Below are 13,055 nucleotides of genomic sequence, written 5' to 3'. Positions count from 1 at the left end.
CCGAGGCATGCCTCGCGCCCATGGCGCTCACGCCCCTGCCACCGGACCCACCCCGCCTTTGACAGTTGGCCGCGATCTGACGGGATCCGACCCCGATTCCTGATTGGAACGACGAAAATGAAAGTCCGTTCATCTTTCGGACTTTGCCGATTCCGGTTGCTGGTCCGGATTTGGCATCATTGGGGCATTGATCCGTCGACAGGGCATGAGGCCATGAAACGTTCCCGCACCACCGCGCTGCTGCTGATGAGCGCTGCGCCGCTGCTGTTCACCGCCTGCCAGAAGGAGCCGGAGGTGAAGGTGCAGGAAGGCCTGTACACCTCGGTCGAGGCCTGCACCGAGGCCACCGGCGATCCGTCGTCGTGCCGCAATGCCTTCGCGGAAGCGCAGAAGCAGGCCGCCGATGCCGCGCCGAAGTACGCCAGCAAGGAAGCTTGCGAGAAGGACTACAAGCCGGAACAGTGCGTGCAGCAGCACACCTCGGCCGGCACCTCGTTCATCGGCCCGATGATGATGGGCTTCTTCATGTCGCAGATGCTGAGCAACCGCGGTGGTCTCGCTCCGCAGGCGCCCGCGGCGTCGCCGGCCTACCAGGACAAGAGCGCCGGCTGGGCGCGTCCGGCACCGGGCGGCAGCGGTGGCCTGAATACCGCCAGCGGCATCGGCGCAGGCAAGGCGGGCCTGGCCCCGGTCACCAGCGAGCCGAACCGTGCGGTCACTGCCAGCCGTGGTGGCTTCGGCAACACCAGCGCGCGCCGCAGCACCAGCGGCAGCTACGGCGGCTGATCGACCCATGCAGCGTATCCGGATTGCCGAGCGTGCCCAGTGGCGGGCACGCGCGGAAGAGGCGGGTTTCCGCTTCCACACCATCGATGGCCAGCCGTATTGGGATGAGAGCGCGTATTACGCGTTCACCCTGCGCCAGATCGAGCAGGACATCGAAGATCCCAGCGCCGAGCTGCACCAGATGGCGCTGGACCTGGTCGGTGATGTCATCGGCAGCGAACGCCTGATGGACCAGCTGTCGATTCCGTCGCATTACCGCGACTGGATCGCCGACAGCTGGCGCCAGCGCCAGCCACACCTGTACGGGCGCCTGGACCTGGCCTATGACGGCACCGGTCCGGCCAAGCTGTACGAACTGAACTACGACACGCCGACCTCGCTGTTCGAGGCCAGCTTCTTCCAGTGGCAGTGGCTGGAAGACCAGCGCAATGCCGGTCGCCTGCCGCAGCATGCCGACCAGTTCAACGCGATCCATGAGGCGCTGGTCGAGCGCTTCGGCGAACTGGCCACGCAGCTGCCGCCGCCGCTGTATTTCAGCGCCGTGGGCAGTTCGGAAGAAGACCGCGGCACCGTCGATTATCTGCGCGACTGCGCCTCGCAGGCCGGCCTGCACGGGCAGGCGATCGCCGTGGAGGATATCGGCCTGTCCGAGGACGGGCGCTTCACCGCGCTGGACGATTCGGTGATCGGCACGCTGTTCAAGCTGTACCCGCTGGAAGACCTGATGGCCGAGGAATTCGGTCGCGCGCTGCCGGGCTCGGGCGTGCAGCTGCTGGAACCGGCGTGGAAGGCGGTACTGAGCAACAAGGGCATCCTGCCGCTGCTGTGGCAGCGCAACGTGGGCCATCCGAACCTGCTGGAAGCCCACTTCGACGACGGCAGCACGCTGGCCTCGGGCTGGGTGCGCAAGCCGCTGTTCTCGCGCGAAGGCGCGAACATCGAGATGCACCTGGCCGACGGCAGCACGCAGCGCAGCGACGGTCCGTACGACGGTCCGGCGATCCTTCAGCGTGCGCATCCGCTCACCCGCTTCGAAGGCGGTTACCCGCTGATCGGCAGCTGGGTGATCGGCGACCACGCCTGCGGTATCGGCATCCGCGAGGACGACAGCGCGATCACCCGCGACAGTGCGCGCTTCGTGCCGCACGCAATCGTCGATGAGGCGCCAACGCGGATCTACGTCTGATGGCGGTGCGGCGCCCCCGGGCCGGCGTGGGCAACCGACGCCGGTCGTAGAACAACCGCTGTAGGTAGTGGCCGACCTTGGTCGGCGGTTTGGATTTCGTGCCAACCAAGGTTGGCACCTACCAGAGCGGCCGCGAACCAGCGCAATGCGTCGGTAGCGCCGGGCCATGCCCGGCGCCATCGATCAGAGCAGCCCTTCGCGCTTCACTGCCAGGTAGCGCTCGACCAGTGCGGCAGGCAGGGCATCGGCAGTCACGTCCAGCACCATCACCTTCTCGCTGCGCAGTGCCTCATGCGCCTTCGCGCGCTGCTGCAGGTACAGTGCAGCGGCACCGGCCTGGGTCGCGTCCTCCAGGGTCTGCACGTCACCTTCCAGCGCAGCGTCCAGTTCGCGTTCGCGCAGGCTGGCCACGCACACCAGATGGCGGCGCTGCAGCAGGCGCACCGCCGCCAGCAGGTCCTCGATATCCTCGTCGCGCACGTTGCTGACCAGCATCACCAGCGCCCGCCGGCGCTGACGCAGCGACACCTCAGTGGCGGCGGCCAGGTAGTCGGTAGCCACCGCGCGCGGCTGCAGGTCGTAGCTGGCGCGCAGCAGGTGCTCGACCGTGCCCATGCCACGCTGCGGCGCCACCCAGCGGCGTTCGCCACCGGCAGCGAACAGGCCGGCGGCATCGCCCTGGCGCAGCGCCAGGTAGGCCACCACCAGCGAGGCGTTCAACGCGTGGTCGAAGTGCGAGAGCCCGCCTTCGCTGGCCAGCATGCGCCGGCCACTGTCGAGCATCAGCAACAGCTGCTGGTTCTTCTCGTCCTGGTACTCGCGCGAGATCAGCTTGCGCGCACGTGCGGTGGCCTTCCAGTCGAGCTGGCGCAGGCTGTCGCCGATGCGGTACTCCCGCATCTGGTGGAAGTCGGTGCCTTCACCCCGGCGGCGCTTCACGTGCGCACCGACCAGCCGCGAGGCCTGGTCGGCACTGAACAGGGCGAAGCGGGTGAGTGGCACGAAGTTCGGATAGACCCGCACCTCCAGCGCCGGCGGCAGCGTGCGTTGCTGCCACCACAGGCGCCACGGCGAGCGCATGCGCAGGCGCACGCCTTCGAAGCGGAAATGCCCACGCTGCAGCGGCTGCAGGTGGTAGTGCAGGGTGGAGGCACTGCCGCCCTGCAGGCGTACGCGCTGCGGCAGTGATTCCAGCGGCCAGCCGCCGGGCACCAGGTCGAACACCTGCACCGTCATCGATTGTCCGGCCTGCAGGCGCAGCGCGGCTTCGCGACGCACGCCCAGTGCCAGCGCCTCGGGCAGCTCGCGTTGCACCTGCGGCGACGGACGCCGCGACTGCCGCCACAGATCCATCAACGCCGGCACGGCAATCGCCAACGCCGCCAGCGCCCAGCTCCAGCGCGGCAGCACGCCGCCCAGCACCAGGCCGCCAAGCGCGGCCCAGGCCAGCAGCAGCAACAGCAGCAGCGGTGCCGGTCTCATCGGCGCGGCGCTTCCACCTTGGCCAGCAGTGCGCCCAGCACGTCGTCGGCGTCCTGGCCTTCGATCTGCAGTTCCGGTGCCAGCGCGATGCGATGGCGCAGCGCAGGGCGCGCGATGTCGCGCACATCATCCGGAGTGACGAAATCACGACCGGCCAGCACCGCCTGTGCACGCGAGGCACGCACCAGCGCGATGCTGCCGCGCGGGCCGGCGCCGACCGCGATACCCGGCCACTGCCTCGTCGCCGCCACGATCCGCACCGCGTAGTCGATCACTTCGTCGTCAACCGTGATCGCGGCGGTGGCACGCTGCAGTTCCAGCAGCTCACCAGCACCGAGCACGCGCTGCACCTGGCTCAGGTCGAAATCGCTGGCGGCGCGGCCGCTGGTGATCGCGGTCACCATGCGCTTCTCGTCCTCCAGCTGCGGATAGTCGATCAGGACCTTCAGCAGGAAGCGGTCCAGCTGTGCTTCCGGCAGCGGGTAGGTGCCTTCCTGCTCCAGCGGGTTCTGCGTGGCCAGTGCCATGAACGGCGGCGCCAGGGTGAAGGCCTTGCCTTCGATGGTCACCTGGCCTTCCTGCATCACTTCCAGCAGCGCCGACTGGGTCTTGGCCGGTGCGCGGTTGATCTCGTCGGCCAGCAGCAGGTTGGTGAACACCGGACCGCGACGGATCTTGAAGCTTTCGCTCTTCGGGTCGTACACGGCGTGGCCGCTGACGTCGCTGGGCATCAGGTCGGGGGTGAACTGCACGCGGCCATAGTCCAGTTCCAGGGCCTGTGCCAGTGCGCGCACCAGCAGGGTCTTGCCCAGCCCGGGTACGCCCTCGATCAACACGTGACCGCCGGCGAGCAGGGCCACCAGGATCTGGTCAAGCACCTCGGCCTGGCCGATGAAGGCGTGGCCGATAGCGTCGCGGATGGCATCGACGCGTTCGATCAGGCGGGCGTTCGCGGCCGCCGGCAGCTCGGGGACTTCGGTCATAGCAGGGATCTCATCTGGAGCAGCAAGCGGATGCGCTCGCGCAGGGCGGAGGAATCGTGCGGCGGAGGGGGGGAGAGCGCGCTGGCGACGCGGCTTTGCGGCCACTTCAGCAGCTCGGCGATGGCCTGATCGCGCGGCGCGCCGTCGAGTGCGGCGGCAACCGGCGCGCGCAGGCGCAGGCGGTGCAGGAACAGCGCGAGCACGGCCTCGTACAGGCGCGTGCCGTGACCGAAGCGCAGCAGCAGTTCGCCACTGGCACGCACGTGCTCCAGCAGCGAGCGGCGTTCCAGCACGGGCGACGGCAGCAGGCTGCCGAAGCGCTGCGAGCGGCCCCACAACCAGCCCAGCAAAGCCAGCAGCAGAGGCACCCACAACGGCCAGCCCTGGTAGAACAGGCGCGCCCACAGCGATGGCGGTTGACTGGCATAGACCAGCCAGACCGCCCCCTTGCCGTAGTTCGGATCGAGCAGGTAGCGGGTCAGGTCGCGGTGGGCGGGATCATGCAGGCCGTCGCTGGCCTTGCCGGCAGTAGCCGCCAGGCGCGCTGCAGGCGAGTCGACATCGCCGCGCATGAACTCCATGTCGGCCAGTACGCTGACCCTGCCCTGTCCGTGGCGCAGGCGCGCGAACACCAGATCGCGATCACCACCCCAGCGTCGCTCGGCCTGCGCTTTGGCGGCAAAGCCAAGCGTGAAGCGGCGGCCACCGCAGAATTCGCTGTGACCGGTGTCGTCGTCGATGTGGAACGGCTGGCAGTCGCTGCGCTGGAACAGGCTGTCCACGCCCAGCTGGTCCAGCAGCGGCCCCTGCGTGCTGCTGGCATCGTCTTCGGCCGGCGGCGGCGTGCGCACCAGCAGATGGCCGCCACGGTCGACCCAGTCCAGCAGCTGCTTCACGGTGGGTGCCGGCAGCTCGCTGCTGTCCTGCAACAGCACCACGGTGTCGTGCGGCGCCAGCGCCATCTGCTGCAGCTCAAGCCGCGGCCGCGCGTGCACGTCGATACCGTCGGCGCGCAGCGCCTGGCCCAGCACGTACAGCGGGTTGTAGGCGGCTTCGCCCTGCGGCGGCAGCGGAAGCGTTTCGGTGACCCGCTCGTGCGTGCGCAGGTAGAGGATGGTCAGCGGCACGCCGAACAGCACCAGCACGCCCAGCAGCAACGACCAGAACAGGCGCGGGCTCATGCCTGCCACCGGTACTGCTGGCGCAGGGTCTCGGCCAGCGCGTCGAAATCGCTGCGGCTGGGCAGGCGTCCACCATAGGCGGCGTACTGCCACATGCGCACGATGCGCGCGAAAAGATCACGGTCGGCTGCTTCGGGCATGCGCCGCGATGCGCGCAGGCATTGTGCTTCGGTAGCGCCGGGTGGCAACGCGATGCCGCTGCGCTCGCCGACGGTACGCACGCTGGCACGGTACAGCAGCGCCAGCGCCTGGCGTGGCCGGCCCTGGTCCCACAACAGGCCGGCCTGGGTGGCGACGTCCGGCGGCAGCACCACCGGCAACGTCACCTGTTCCTCCACCACCTGCGGTGCCGCCTCGGCCTTGCGCCGCCCGCTGCCGCGCAGCCACGGCAGCCACAGACGTGCGGTCAGCAGCAGCACCAGCAGCAGGACGCCGAGCAGGCCCCACAGGCCCCATTCGGCCAACCGTGCCAGCCAGGCGATGCCGTCCTTGCGCGGCTTGCGCTCGCCCTTGTTGCTGCTGTCGCTCTGCAGCGATTTGTCTTCCTTCTTCTTTTCCTCGGCCTTTTCGATCGGCTTCCAGTGCGTGACCTGACGGGTCGGGCGCTGCAGCGGATCCTCATAGGCACGGTTCACCGCCTGGCGGAAACCGGCGGTGTCCACCGGCAAGGTGCCGAAGATCGTTGCCGGGGTGTTGGCCGGGTCGATCGTGGCTTCGTCGTCGTCCGTATCGGCGCCGACGTCGCTGGGTTTGCCCAGCACACGCTCCGGCCCGGCATCTGCGTCCTGCGCATGCACCGATGCGGAGACCACTGGCAGCGCCAGGCACAGCAGCAGGGCCAGCGTCGATGCGGCCGGCAGCAGACGATCGCGCAGGCGGCGCAGGGCGATTTCCACGTCCCAGGCTTCCATCTGCGTGCGCCGGTTCAGATACAGGCCGAAGCCGCCACCGACGAAGAACGGGCCGATCATCACCGAGGCCAGCCAGCACGCCAGGTTGAAACCCAGCCGCGCCCACGCCGGTGTATCCCGGCCGATCATGTCCCACGCTGCGCGCCAGGATTCGGACATCAGCTCCAGCGGCATGAACATGAACACTGCGCCGATCGCACCCGATACCAGCGCCGCTTCGAAGGCCATGCAGGCCACGGTCAGTACCAGTGCTGCGCCAGCGGCACCGGCCGCCACTGCGCGCCGACGTGGACCACGCTGGTCGGGGGCGTTGCCCTCCAGCAGGTTCACCGGCAGGCACAGGCTGCGCAGCACGCTGAAGCGGCGCCATCCCAGATAGCCCCAGAAACCGTTGTTGCCCCAGTGACGCTGGACGCGCAGCGCTGACAGCGCACCGACCGGCTCGCCGAAGATGCCGCGCGACAGCACGTACAGCGGTGCGCGTTCGAACAGCGGTTTGCACCACCACATCGCCAGCCAGGCCCAGCCGAACGCATCCAGCCACCAGCCCAGCGCGTTGAAGATCACGAACAGCGGTGCGCTGGCCAGCAGCCAGCTGCCCCACACCGCACGCGCGTGCCGGCGGGCGAGGGCGTTGCCCAGCTCCATGGCTTCCCAGCCGCTGCGCGCCCGCAACACCACGTCCAAGTGGTCAATGCGCATCGCTGCCTCCGCGTCCGCCGCGCCACAGCCACAGCAGCACGCCGGCCCACAGCACGCCGGCCACGCTGAACTTGCCCCACGCCGGCACTTCGGCGATCGATGACCAGAACGCTTCAATGAAGGCCGCGACCAGCAGCATGAAGGCGACGCCGAGGCATAGCCGGGCGCCGATGCGGCCGCCGTCGACCAGTGCATCCAGGCGGCTGCGCCGGCCCGGTGCCAGCAGCTTCATGCCCAGCTGCAGGCCGGCGCCGCCGGCAATCACGATCGCGGTCAGCTCGAACGCGCCATGGCCGACCACGAAGCGCCAGAACGGGCCACCATGGCCGATGTGCTGCAGGTGGCCGGCCACCGCACCAATGGTCACGCCGTTGAACAGCAGCACCAGCAGCGTGCCCAGCCCGGCCAGCAGGCCGCTGGCAAAGGTGCGCAGGGCGATGCTGATGTTGTTCATGATGTAGTGGCCGAACATCATCCAGTCGGTGCCGCTGTCGCGGCCCAGGCGTTCGGCGGCCGGGTCGTACATGCGCTCCATCGCGGCGATCTGGCGGTTGTCCATCAGCATGTGGATCAGGTCCGGGTAGACCTGCGCCAGCACGAAGCAGGCCAGCGCTGGCAGCGCGAACATCGCCAGCGCCACCCACATGCTGCGTGCCTGGCTGCGCACCAGCAGCGGGAAGTCGGCCACCAGGAATTCCAGCGCCGCGCGCCAGCGCGTCGGCGGTGTGCGGTAGAGCACGCTGTGGCCCTGCTGCATCAACTGCTGCAGGCGCTGCACCAGCTGGGGGCTGTAGCCGCGCTCACGGGCCAGCGCCAGCTGCTGGCACAGGCGCCGGTAGCGCTGCGGGAAGGCGGTGTCGTGCAGCGACAGACCACTGGCCTTCCGGCGCATGCGGCGCGACACGCCAGCGCGCAGCAGCAACCATTGCTCCAGGTCCTGCCATTCCTGCTGGTAGCGGGCGACGAACTGTTCCTGCTTCATCGCCGGCCCAGCAGCCAGTTGGCCATCGCGTACAGGCGCAGCACACCGATCTGGCCGTGGGTACCGGTCAGCGGTTCGACGATGCCGGCCAGTTCCTGCTGGCGCGCCGGTGACAGTCGAGGTGCGCGCTCGGCGAAGGCCATCAGTGCCGCCTGCTCTTCCGGCCGCAACGGTTGTGGCGGAGCCAGCACGCTGTCGATGGTCGGCGGTGGCGGCAGGTACAGCGCCGGTGCGTGCACCACTACGGTGCCTGCCACCAGGTCACCGAGGCGACGGCCATGCGGATCGAACAGGCTGCTGATCAGGCCCAGTGCATAGCCGAACGGCAGCATGTCCACGGTGCGCAGCAGGTTGCGGGTGACCGCGGCCATCCAGCCCACTGGCGCGCCATCGCGGGCGAGCACGCGCAGGCCCAGCGCACGCTTGCCCAGGGTACGGCCCCACAGCGCTTCGCAGATGATCGGGTAGGCCCAGTAGACCAGGAACATCAGCGCCAGGTAGAGCCCGGTGCCGAACTTGTCCAGCAGCGCCAGCGGGAACGACATCAGCACCAGCACCGCGATGCGCACGCCGAGATCGACCAGCCAGGCCATCGCCCGAGGCACCGGGCCGGCCGCCGGCAACTGCAGCGGCACACCCTCCGGCGTCACCACCTCGCGGTAGGTATCGAGCATCGGTGCGGCCATCAGCGCGATGGCCTTCGTTGTGGGCGCCGGAGTCCTCTCCAGCAGGCAGCCACAGGCATGGGGTTCTCGACAGGTCCTGGTCGGGCCCAGACTTTAACAGAGCCGCATGGCGGCGTTGGCCGCTCAGCCCAGGTATTCATCCTTCAGCCGCACGTAGTGGTCGGCTGAGTAATGCAGCGCTTCGATCTCCTTGTCGCTCAGCGTGCGTGCCGGCCGGGCCGGATTGCCCACCCACAGCTCACCTTCACCCACCACCTTGCCCGGGCCGACCACCGCACCGGCACCGACGAAGCCATGGCGCTCCACGCGGGCGCCATCGAGGATGCAGGCACCCATGCCGATCAGGCTGTAATCGCCGATCGTGCAGGCGTGGATGATGCAGCCGTGGCCGACCGTCACGCCTTCGCCGATCAGGGTCGGGTAGCCGGCCTTGTTGTACGGGCTGTGGTGGCTGACGTGGATGATGGTGCCGTCCTGCACGTTGGTGCGTGCACCGATGCGCACATGGTTGACGTCGCCGCGGATGACCGTGCCCGGCCACACCGACACGTCGTCGGCCAGTTCCACGTCACCGATGAGGGTGCAGGCCGGATCGATGTACACGCGCTCGCCGAGGACGGGCATCTTGTCGCGGAAAGGGCGCAGCGGGTTCATCGGTGTCTCCGGAAATCAGGGCGTTCACGACGATGATACCTGCGTGGTGTGTTGTAGAGCCGAGCCCATGCTCGGCTCCACAGGGAGCTCAGGGTTCGTAGCTGTAGCCCATGCCATACACCGAACGGATCGGCTCGCCTTCCATGCCGGCATCGGCCAGCTTGCGGCGCAGGTTGCGCACGTGGCTGTCGACGGTACGGTCGACCACCACGCGGTGGTCCAGGTACAGCCGGTCGAGCAGTTCGTCGCGGGCCCAGATCCGGCCCGGCGTGGCCAGCAGGGTACGCAGCAGGCGGTACTCCACCGGCGTCAGGTCCAGGCCCTTGCCGTTCCAGGTGGCGCGTGCCGCCGGTTCGTCGATATGCAGGCCGCCGTTGGCGCGTGCACCCGGGTCCGGGCGGTAGCGGCGCAGCACCGCTACCACCCGCGCGACGACTTCGCGCGGACTGAACGGCTTGCAGATGTAGTCGTCGGCGCCGATCTCCAGGCCCAGCAGGCGGTCGATCTCTTCCACCCGTGCGGTGACCATGATCACCGGTACGTCGCTGCTGGCGCGCAGTTCGCGGCACAGATCCACGCCATCGCGCTGCGGCAGCATCAGGTCCAGCAGCACCAGGTCGGGCTGGTAGCGCGCAAACGCCTCGATCACCTGGCCGCCGTCATCCACCCATTCGCTGTCCATGCCGGCAGCGGCCAGGTAGTCGCGCAGTACCGAGGCCAACCGCGGCTCGTCCTCGACGATCAGTATCTTCGCGGGCGCGACGGGGGACGTGCTCATGCAGGCTCCGGCAGGGTGATGGCCACGCGCAGGCCGCCCAGTGGCGAGGGCTCGGCGTGGATGTGGCCGTGGTGGGCGAGGATGATGTTGTGGCTGATGGCCAGGCCCAACCCGCTGCCACCGCTGGCACGGTTGCGCGAGCTTTCCACCCGGTAGAAGCGCTCGAACAGCAGCGCGCACTTGTCAGCCGGTACGCCCGGAGCGGTGTCTTCCACGATCAGCTGCACGCCTGCAGGCACGCGCGCGGCCTGCACATGCACGCGGCCGCCGGTATGGGTGTAGCGCAGCGCGTTCTCCAGCAGGTTGGCCAGTACCTGCTGCAGGCGTCGCTCGTCGCCGGACACCTGCAGCGGTGTGGCGGGTAGATCTTCTTCCAGCGACAGGCCTGCGTTGGCGAAGCGCACGCGCATGCCATTGAGTTCGCTGCGCAGCAGCGCCACCAGATCCAGCGGCGCGAAGCGGTAGGCGAGGCCGCCAGACTGGGTCATCGACAGATCGTGCAGGTCGTCGACCAGCTTGCCCAGCTGGCGGATCTCGCTCTGCAGGCCACCGAGGTTGGCGCGGTCCAGCGGGCGGATGCCGTCCTCGATCGCCTCCAGCTCGGCGCGCACCACCGCCAGTGGTGTGCGCAGCTCGTGCGAGATGTCGGCGATGAACGCGCGGCGGTTGCGCTCGGTATCGTCCAGCGCCTGTGCCATCCGGTTGAAGTCGTTGACCAGTGCGTCCAGCTCGTCATCGCTGGTGCGCTCGATGCGGGTGGCATAGTCGCCTGCAGCGAGCCGATGGGTGGCCGCAGCCAGCTTGGCCAGGCGCTGGCGCAGCGCACGCGACACCAACCAGGCCAGCAGCACCGTCACCAGCAGCAGGGCGACGCCGATCACCCACCAGGCGCGCACCTGGGTGTTGTAGAAGTTCAGATCGTTGGTGGCGATGACCGTCTGGAATGGCACCATGCCCAGCCAGCCGACGGTGTGCCCGTCCAGCTGCACCGGATGCGGCTCGTCATCACTGGTGGCATCGGGGTTGCCGGCCACGAACCGGTGCTGCGCATCGAACAGGCCCAGCCGCGACGGTACGCCGGTCTGGTCGGACAGCGGCGGCACCGGGCCCTCATGCCCATGGGCCAGATCCGGACGCAGCAGCCGCGCCCAGCGATCACTGTCACCGCGCAGATGCTCCCAGCCACCGTGCGCGCTGTACTCGCGCTGCAGGTGTGGCATCAGGCGCTGCATGCGCAGGTCGCCCTGGTCGTTGAGGTAGTCCAGGAAGCCGGTCTGGAATGCCACGCGGCTGGCAATGCCGTTCACTGCCAGCACCAGCAGGCAGGCGGTGAAGATCGCGAGGAAGGTCTTCGCGGTCAGGCCGAATTTGAGTCGAATCTTCACCATCGCGGGGCCATTAGCGGCGCATGTGGCGCTGAAAGCAAGCGCCAGCTGAGCTGGTCGCAGATTCTCCATATTCTCTGCACAGTTCCACGGCAGCGTGCACGGGTCAACGCAAGGCCCCCACGCCCCCCATGTCACTCCCGCGCCTGCTGTCCCGATCTCCCCATCCATTGTTGTTGCCCCTGCTGATGTCCCTGGCGGCCTGTACGGCGGGCAGGACCGACGCCCCGGCCACGCCTGAAGTGGGCGTCATTACCGCCAGCGCGCAGCCGCTGGCGCTGCAGCAGAGCCTGCCCGGTCGCGCGGTGCCGTTCGAGGTGTCCGAGGTGCGGCCACAGATCGGCGGGTTGATCCGCCAGCGTTTGTTCACCGAAGGCCAGCAGGTCAAGGCCGGCCAGCTGCTGTACCAGGTCGATCCGGCGCCGTACCAGGCCGCCTTCGATACCGCGCGTGGCCAGCTGGCGCAGGCCGAGGCCACCGTGCTGTCGGCGCAGCCGAAGGCCGAGCGCACCCGCACGCTGCTGGGCCTGGATGCGGCCAGCAAGCAGGACGCCGACGATGCCACCTCGGCGCTGAAGCAGGCACAGGCCAATGTGATCGCCGCGCGCGCTGCGCTGCAGGCCGCCCGCATCAACCTCGACTACACCCGGGTGACCGCACCGATCGCGGGCCGCATCGGCACCTCCAGCGTCACTGCCGGCGCGCTGGTCGCTGCAGGACAGGAAGCGGCGCTGGCGACCATCCAGCGGTTGGACCCGGTGTACCTGGATGTCACTCAGTCCAGCACGCAGATGCTGGCACTGCGCAAGCAGCTTGATGCCGGCCTGGTGAAGGCCATCGACGGCAAGGCGCAGGTGAAGGTGCTGCTGGAGGACGGCAGCACCTATGCCCATGAAGGCACGCTGGAGTTTGTCGGTAGCGCGGTCGATCCGGGTACCGGCAATGTGGTGTTGCGCGCGGTCATTCCGAACCCGGACGGTCTGCTGCTGCCGGGCATGTACCTGAAGGCGGTGCTGCCGATGGCCACCGATGCGCGTGCCCTGCTGGTGCCGCAGAAGGCGGTGCTGCGCAATGAACGCGGCGAGCCGCTGCTGCGCCTGCTCGATGCCAAGGACCACGTGGTCGAGCGCCGGGTCAGTACCGGCCAGGTGGTGGGCAACCAGTGGCAGATCATGCAGGGGCTGAAAGCCGGTGAGCGGGTAATCGTCAGCAACGGCAGTGCGGTAGCGCTCGGCCAGCAGGTGAAGGCGGTCGCAGCCACCACCGCGCAGCTGGCCGCCATGCCGGCGATCGACCCGAACGGCAACACCGACGAAAAGTCGCACTGAGGCCCGCCGCG

At 68.7% G+C, this 13,055-nt stretch carries 12 protein-coding genes; 3 read left to right on the top strand and 9 right to left on the bottom strand.

Annotated elements, in window-relative coordinates; translation table 11 throughout:
• Window positions 1–213 precede the first annotated feature (213 nt).
• Both DI041_RS05270 and DI041_RS05265 read left to right on the top strand, forming a co-directional pair.
• Window positions 214–786, top strand: coding sequence for a DUF1190 domain-containing protein (locus DI041_RS05270; RefSeq protein ID WP_014038869.1), 573 nt, complete (start codon window positions 214–216; stop codon window positions 784–786).
• Window positions 787–793: 7 nt separating this feature from the next.
• Entirely contained in the window at window positions 794–1,972 is a 1,179-nt protein-coding gene (locus DI041_RS05265) for a glutathionylspermidine synthase family protein (protein WP_136639207.1), read from the top strand.
• Between the two features lie 183 nt (window positions 1,973–2,155).
• Here DI041_RS05265 and DI041_RS05260 read toward each other — a convergent pair whose 3' ends face one another.
• The 9 genes from DI041_RS05260 to baeS all read right to left on the bottom strand — a co-directional run bounded on the left by DI041_RS05260 (window position 2,156) and on the right by baeS (window position 11,719).
• Window positions 2,156–3,454, bottom strand: a complete 1,299-nt coding sequence (locus DI041_RS05260) for a DUF58 domain-containing protein (protein ID WP_136639206.1) — start codon at window positions 3,452–3,454, stop codon at window positions 2,156–2,158.
• Window positions 3,451–4,437, bottom strand: a complete 987-nt coding sequence (locus DI041_RS05255; RefSeq protein WP_136639205.1) for an AAA family ATPase — start codon at window positions 4,435–4,437, stop codon at window positions 3,451–3,453. Before DI041_RS05255 ends, DI041_RS05260 begins: the two co-directional genes overlap by 4 nt.
• On the bottom strand, window positions 4,434–5,618 hold the full coding sequence (locus tag DI041_RS05250; protein WP_136639204.1) for a DUF4350 domain-containing protein: 1,185 nt from the start codon (window positions 5,616–5,618) through the stop codon (window positions 4,434–4,436). The genes DI041_RS05255 and DI041_RS05250 overlap by 4 nt, the downstream gene beginning before the upstream one ends.
• Window positions 5,615–7,231, bottom strand: a complete 1,617-nt coding sequence (locus DI041_RS05245) for a DUF4129 domain-containing protein (RefSeq protein ID WP_136639203.1) — start codon at window positions 7,229–7,231, stop codon at window positions 5,615–5,617. The genes DI041_RS05250 and DI041_RS05245 overlap by 4 nt, the downstream gene beginning before the upstream one ends.
• Complete coding sequence (locus DI041_RS05240) at window positions 7,221–8,213, bottom strand: stage II sporulation protein M (protein WP_136639202.1); 993 nt, start codon at window positions 8,211–8,213, stop codon at window positions 7,221–7,223. The genes DI041_RS05245 and DI041_RS05240 overlap by 11 nt, the downstream gene beginning before the upstream one ends.
• Window positions 8,210–8,899 (bottom strand): RDD family protein, encoded by a 690-nt coding sequence (locus tag DI041_RS05235; RefSeq protein WP_136639201.1) that lies wholly within the window; start codon window positions 8,897–8,899, stop codon window positions 8,210–8,212. The genes DI041_RS05240 and DI041_RS05235 overlap by 4 nt, the downstream gene beginning before the upstream one ends.
• 123 nt (window positions 8,900–9,022) lie before the next feature.
• A complete protein-coding gene (locus DI041_RS05230; RefSeq protein WP_006400490.1) occupies window positions 9,023–9,553 on the bottom strand; it encodes a gamma carbonic anhydrase family protein in 531 nt (176 codons plus the stop codon).
• A gap of 88 nt (window positions 9,554–9,641) precedes the next feature.
• Window positions 9,642–10,331 carry a response regulator gene (locus DI041_RS05225; RefSeq protein ID WP_136639200.1) on the bottom strand — a complete coding sequence of 230 codons (690 nt, stop codon included), beginning with the start codon at window positions 10,329–10,331 and terminating at the stop codon, window positions 9,642–9,644.
• Complete coding sequence (gene baeS, locus DI041_RS05220) at window positions 10,328–11,719, bottom strand: sensor histidine kinase efflux regulator BaeS (protein ID WP_136639199.1); 1,392 nt, start codon at window positions 11,717–11,719, stop codon at window positions 10,328–10,330. The genes DI041_RS05225 and baeS overlap by 4 nt, the downstream gene beginning before the upstream one ends.
• Before the next feature lie 128 nt (window positions 11,720–11,847).
• On the opposite strand from baeS, the gene smeA reads away from it, so the two are divergent.
• Complete coding sequence (gene smeA / locus DI041_RS05215) at window positions 11,848–13,044, top strand: multidrug efflux RND transporter periplasmic adaptor subunit SmeA (RefSeq protein ID WP_136639198.1); 1,197 nt, start codon at window positions 11,848–11,850, stop codon at window positions 13,042–13,044.
• Window positions 13,045–13,055 lie beyond the last annotated feature (11 nt).

Source organism: Stenotrophomonas maltophilia, assembly GCF_004920835.1.
In the GTDB taxonomy this organism is placed as follows: domain Bacteria; phylum Pseudomonadota; class Gammaproteobacteria; order Xanthomonadales; family Xanthomonadaceae; genus Stenotrophomonas; species Stenotrophomonas maltophilia_AQ.
This window is presented reverse-complemented; position numbering and strand designations above follow the sequence as displayed.

Excerpts from the sequence above, each read along its gene's own strand:
- DI041_RS05245 (WP_136639203.1), bottom strand. The coding sequence starts at position 7,231 with ATGCGCATTGACCACTTGGACGTGGTGTTGCGGGCGCGCAGCGGCTGG.
- DI041_RS05250 (WP_136639204.1), bottom strand. The coding sequence starts at position 5,618 with ATGAGCCCGCGCCTGTTCTGGTCGTTGCTGCTGGGCGTGCTGGTGCTG.
- DI041_RS05225 (WP_136639200.1), bottom strand. The coding sequence starts at position 10,331 with ATGAGCACGTCCCCCGTCGCGCCCGCGAAGATACTGATCGTCGAGGAC.
- baeS (WP_136639199.1), bottom strand. The coding sequence starts at position 11,719 with ATGGTGAAGATTCGACTCAAATTCGGCCTGACCGCGAAGACCTTCCTC.
- DI041_RS05260 (WP_136639206.1), bottom strand. The coding sequence starts at position 3,454 with ATGAGACCGGCACCGCTGCTGCTGTTGCTGCTGCTGGCCTGGGCCGCG.
- smeA (WP_136639198.1), top strand. The coding sequence starts at position 11,848 with ATGTCACTCCCGCGCCTGCTGTCCCGATCTCCCCATCCATTGTTGTTG.
- DI041_RS05230 (WP_006400490.1), bottom strand. The coding sequence starts at position 9,553 with ATGAACCCGCTGCGCCCTTTCCGCGACAAGATGCCCGTCCTCGGCGAG.
- DI041_RS05240 (WP_136639202.1), bottom strand. The coding sequence starts at position 8,213 with ATGAAGCAGGAACAGTTCGTCGCCCGCTACCAGCAGGAATGGCAGGAC.
- DI041_RS05235 (WP_136639201.1), bottom strand. The coding sequence starts at position 8,899 with ATGGCCGCACCGATGCTCGATACCTACCGCGAGGTGGTGACGCCGGAG.
- DI041_RS05270 (WP_014038869.1), top strand. The coding sequence starts at position 214 with ATGAAACGTTCCCGCACCACCGCGCTGCTGCTGATGAGCGCTGCGCCG.
- DI041_RS05255 (WP_136639205.1), bottom strand. The coding sequence starts at position 4,437 with ATGACCGAAGTCCCCGAGCTGCCGGCGGCCGCGAACGCCCGCCTGATC.
- DI041_RS05265 (WP_136639207.1), top strand. The coding sequence starts at position 794 with ATGCAGCGTATCCGGATTGCCGAGCGTGCCCAGTGGCGGGCACGCGCG.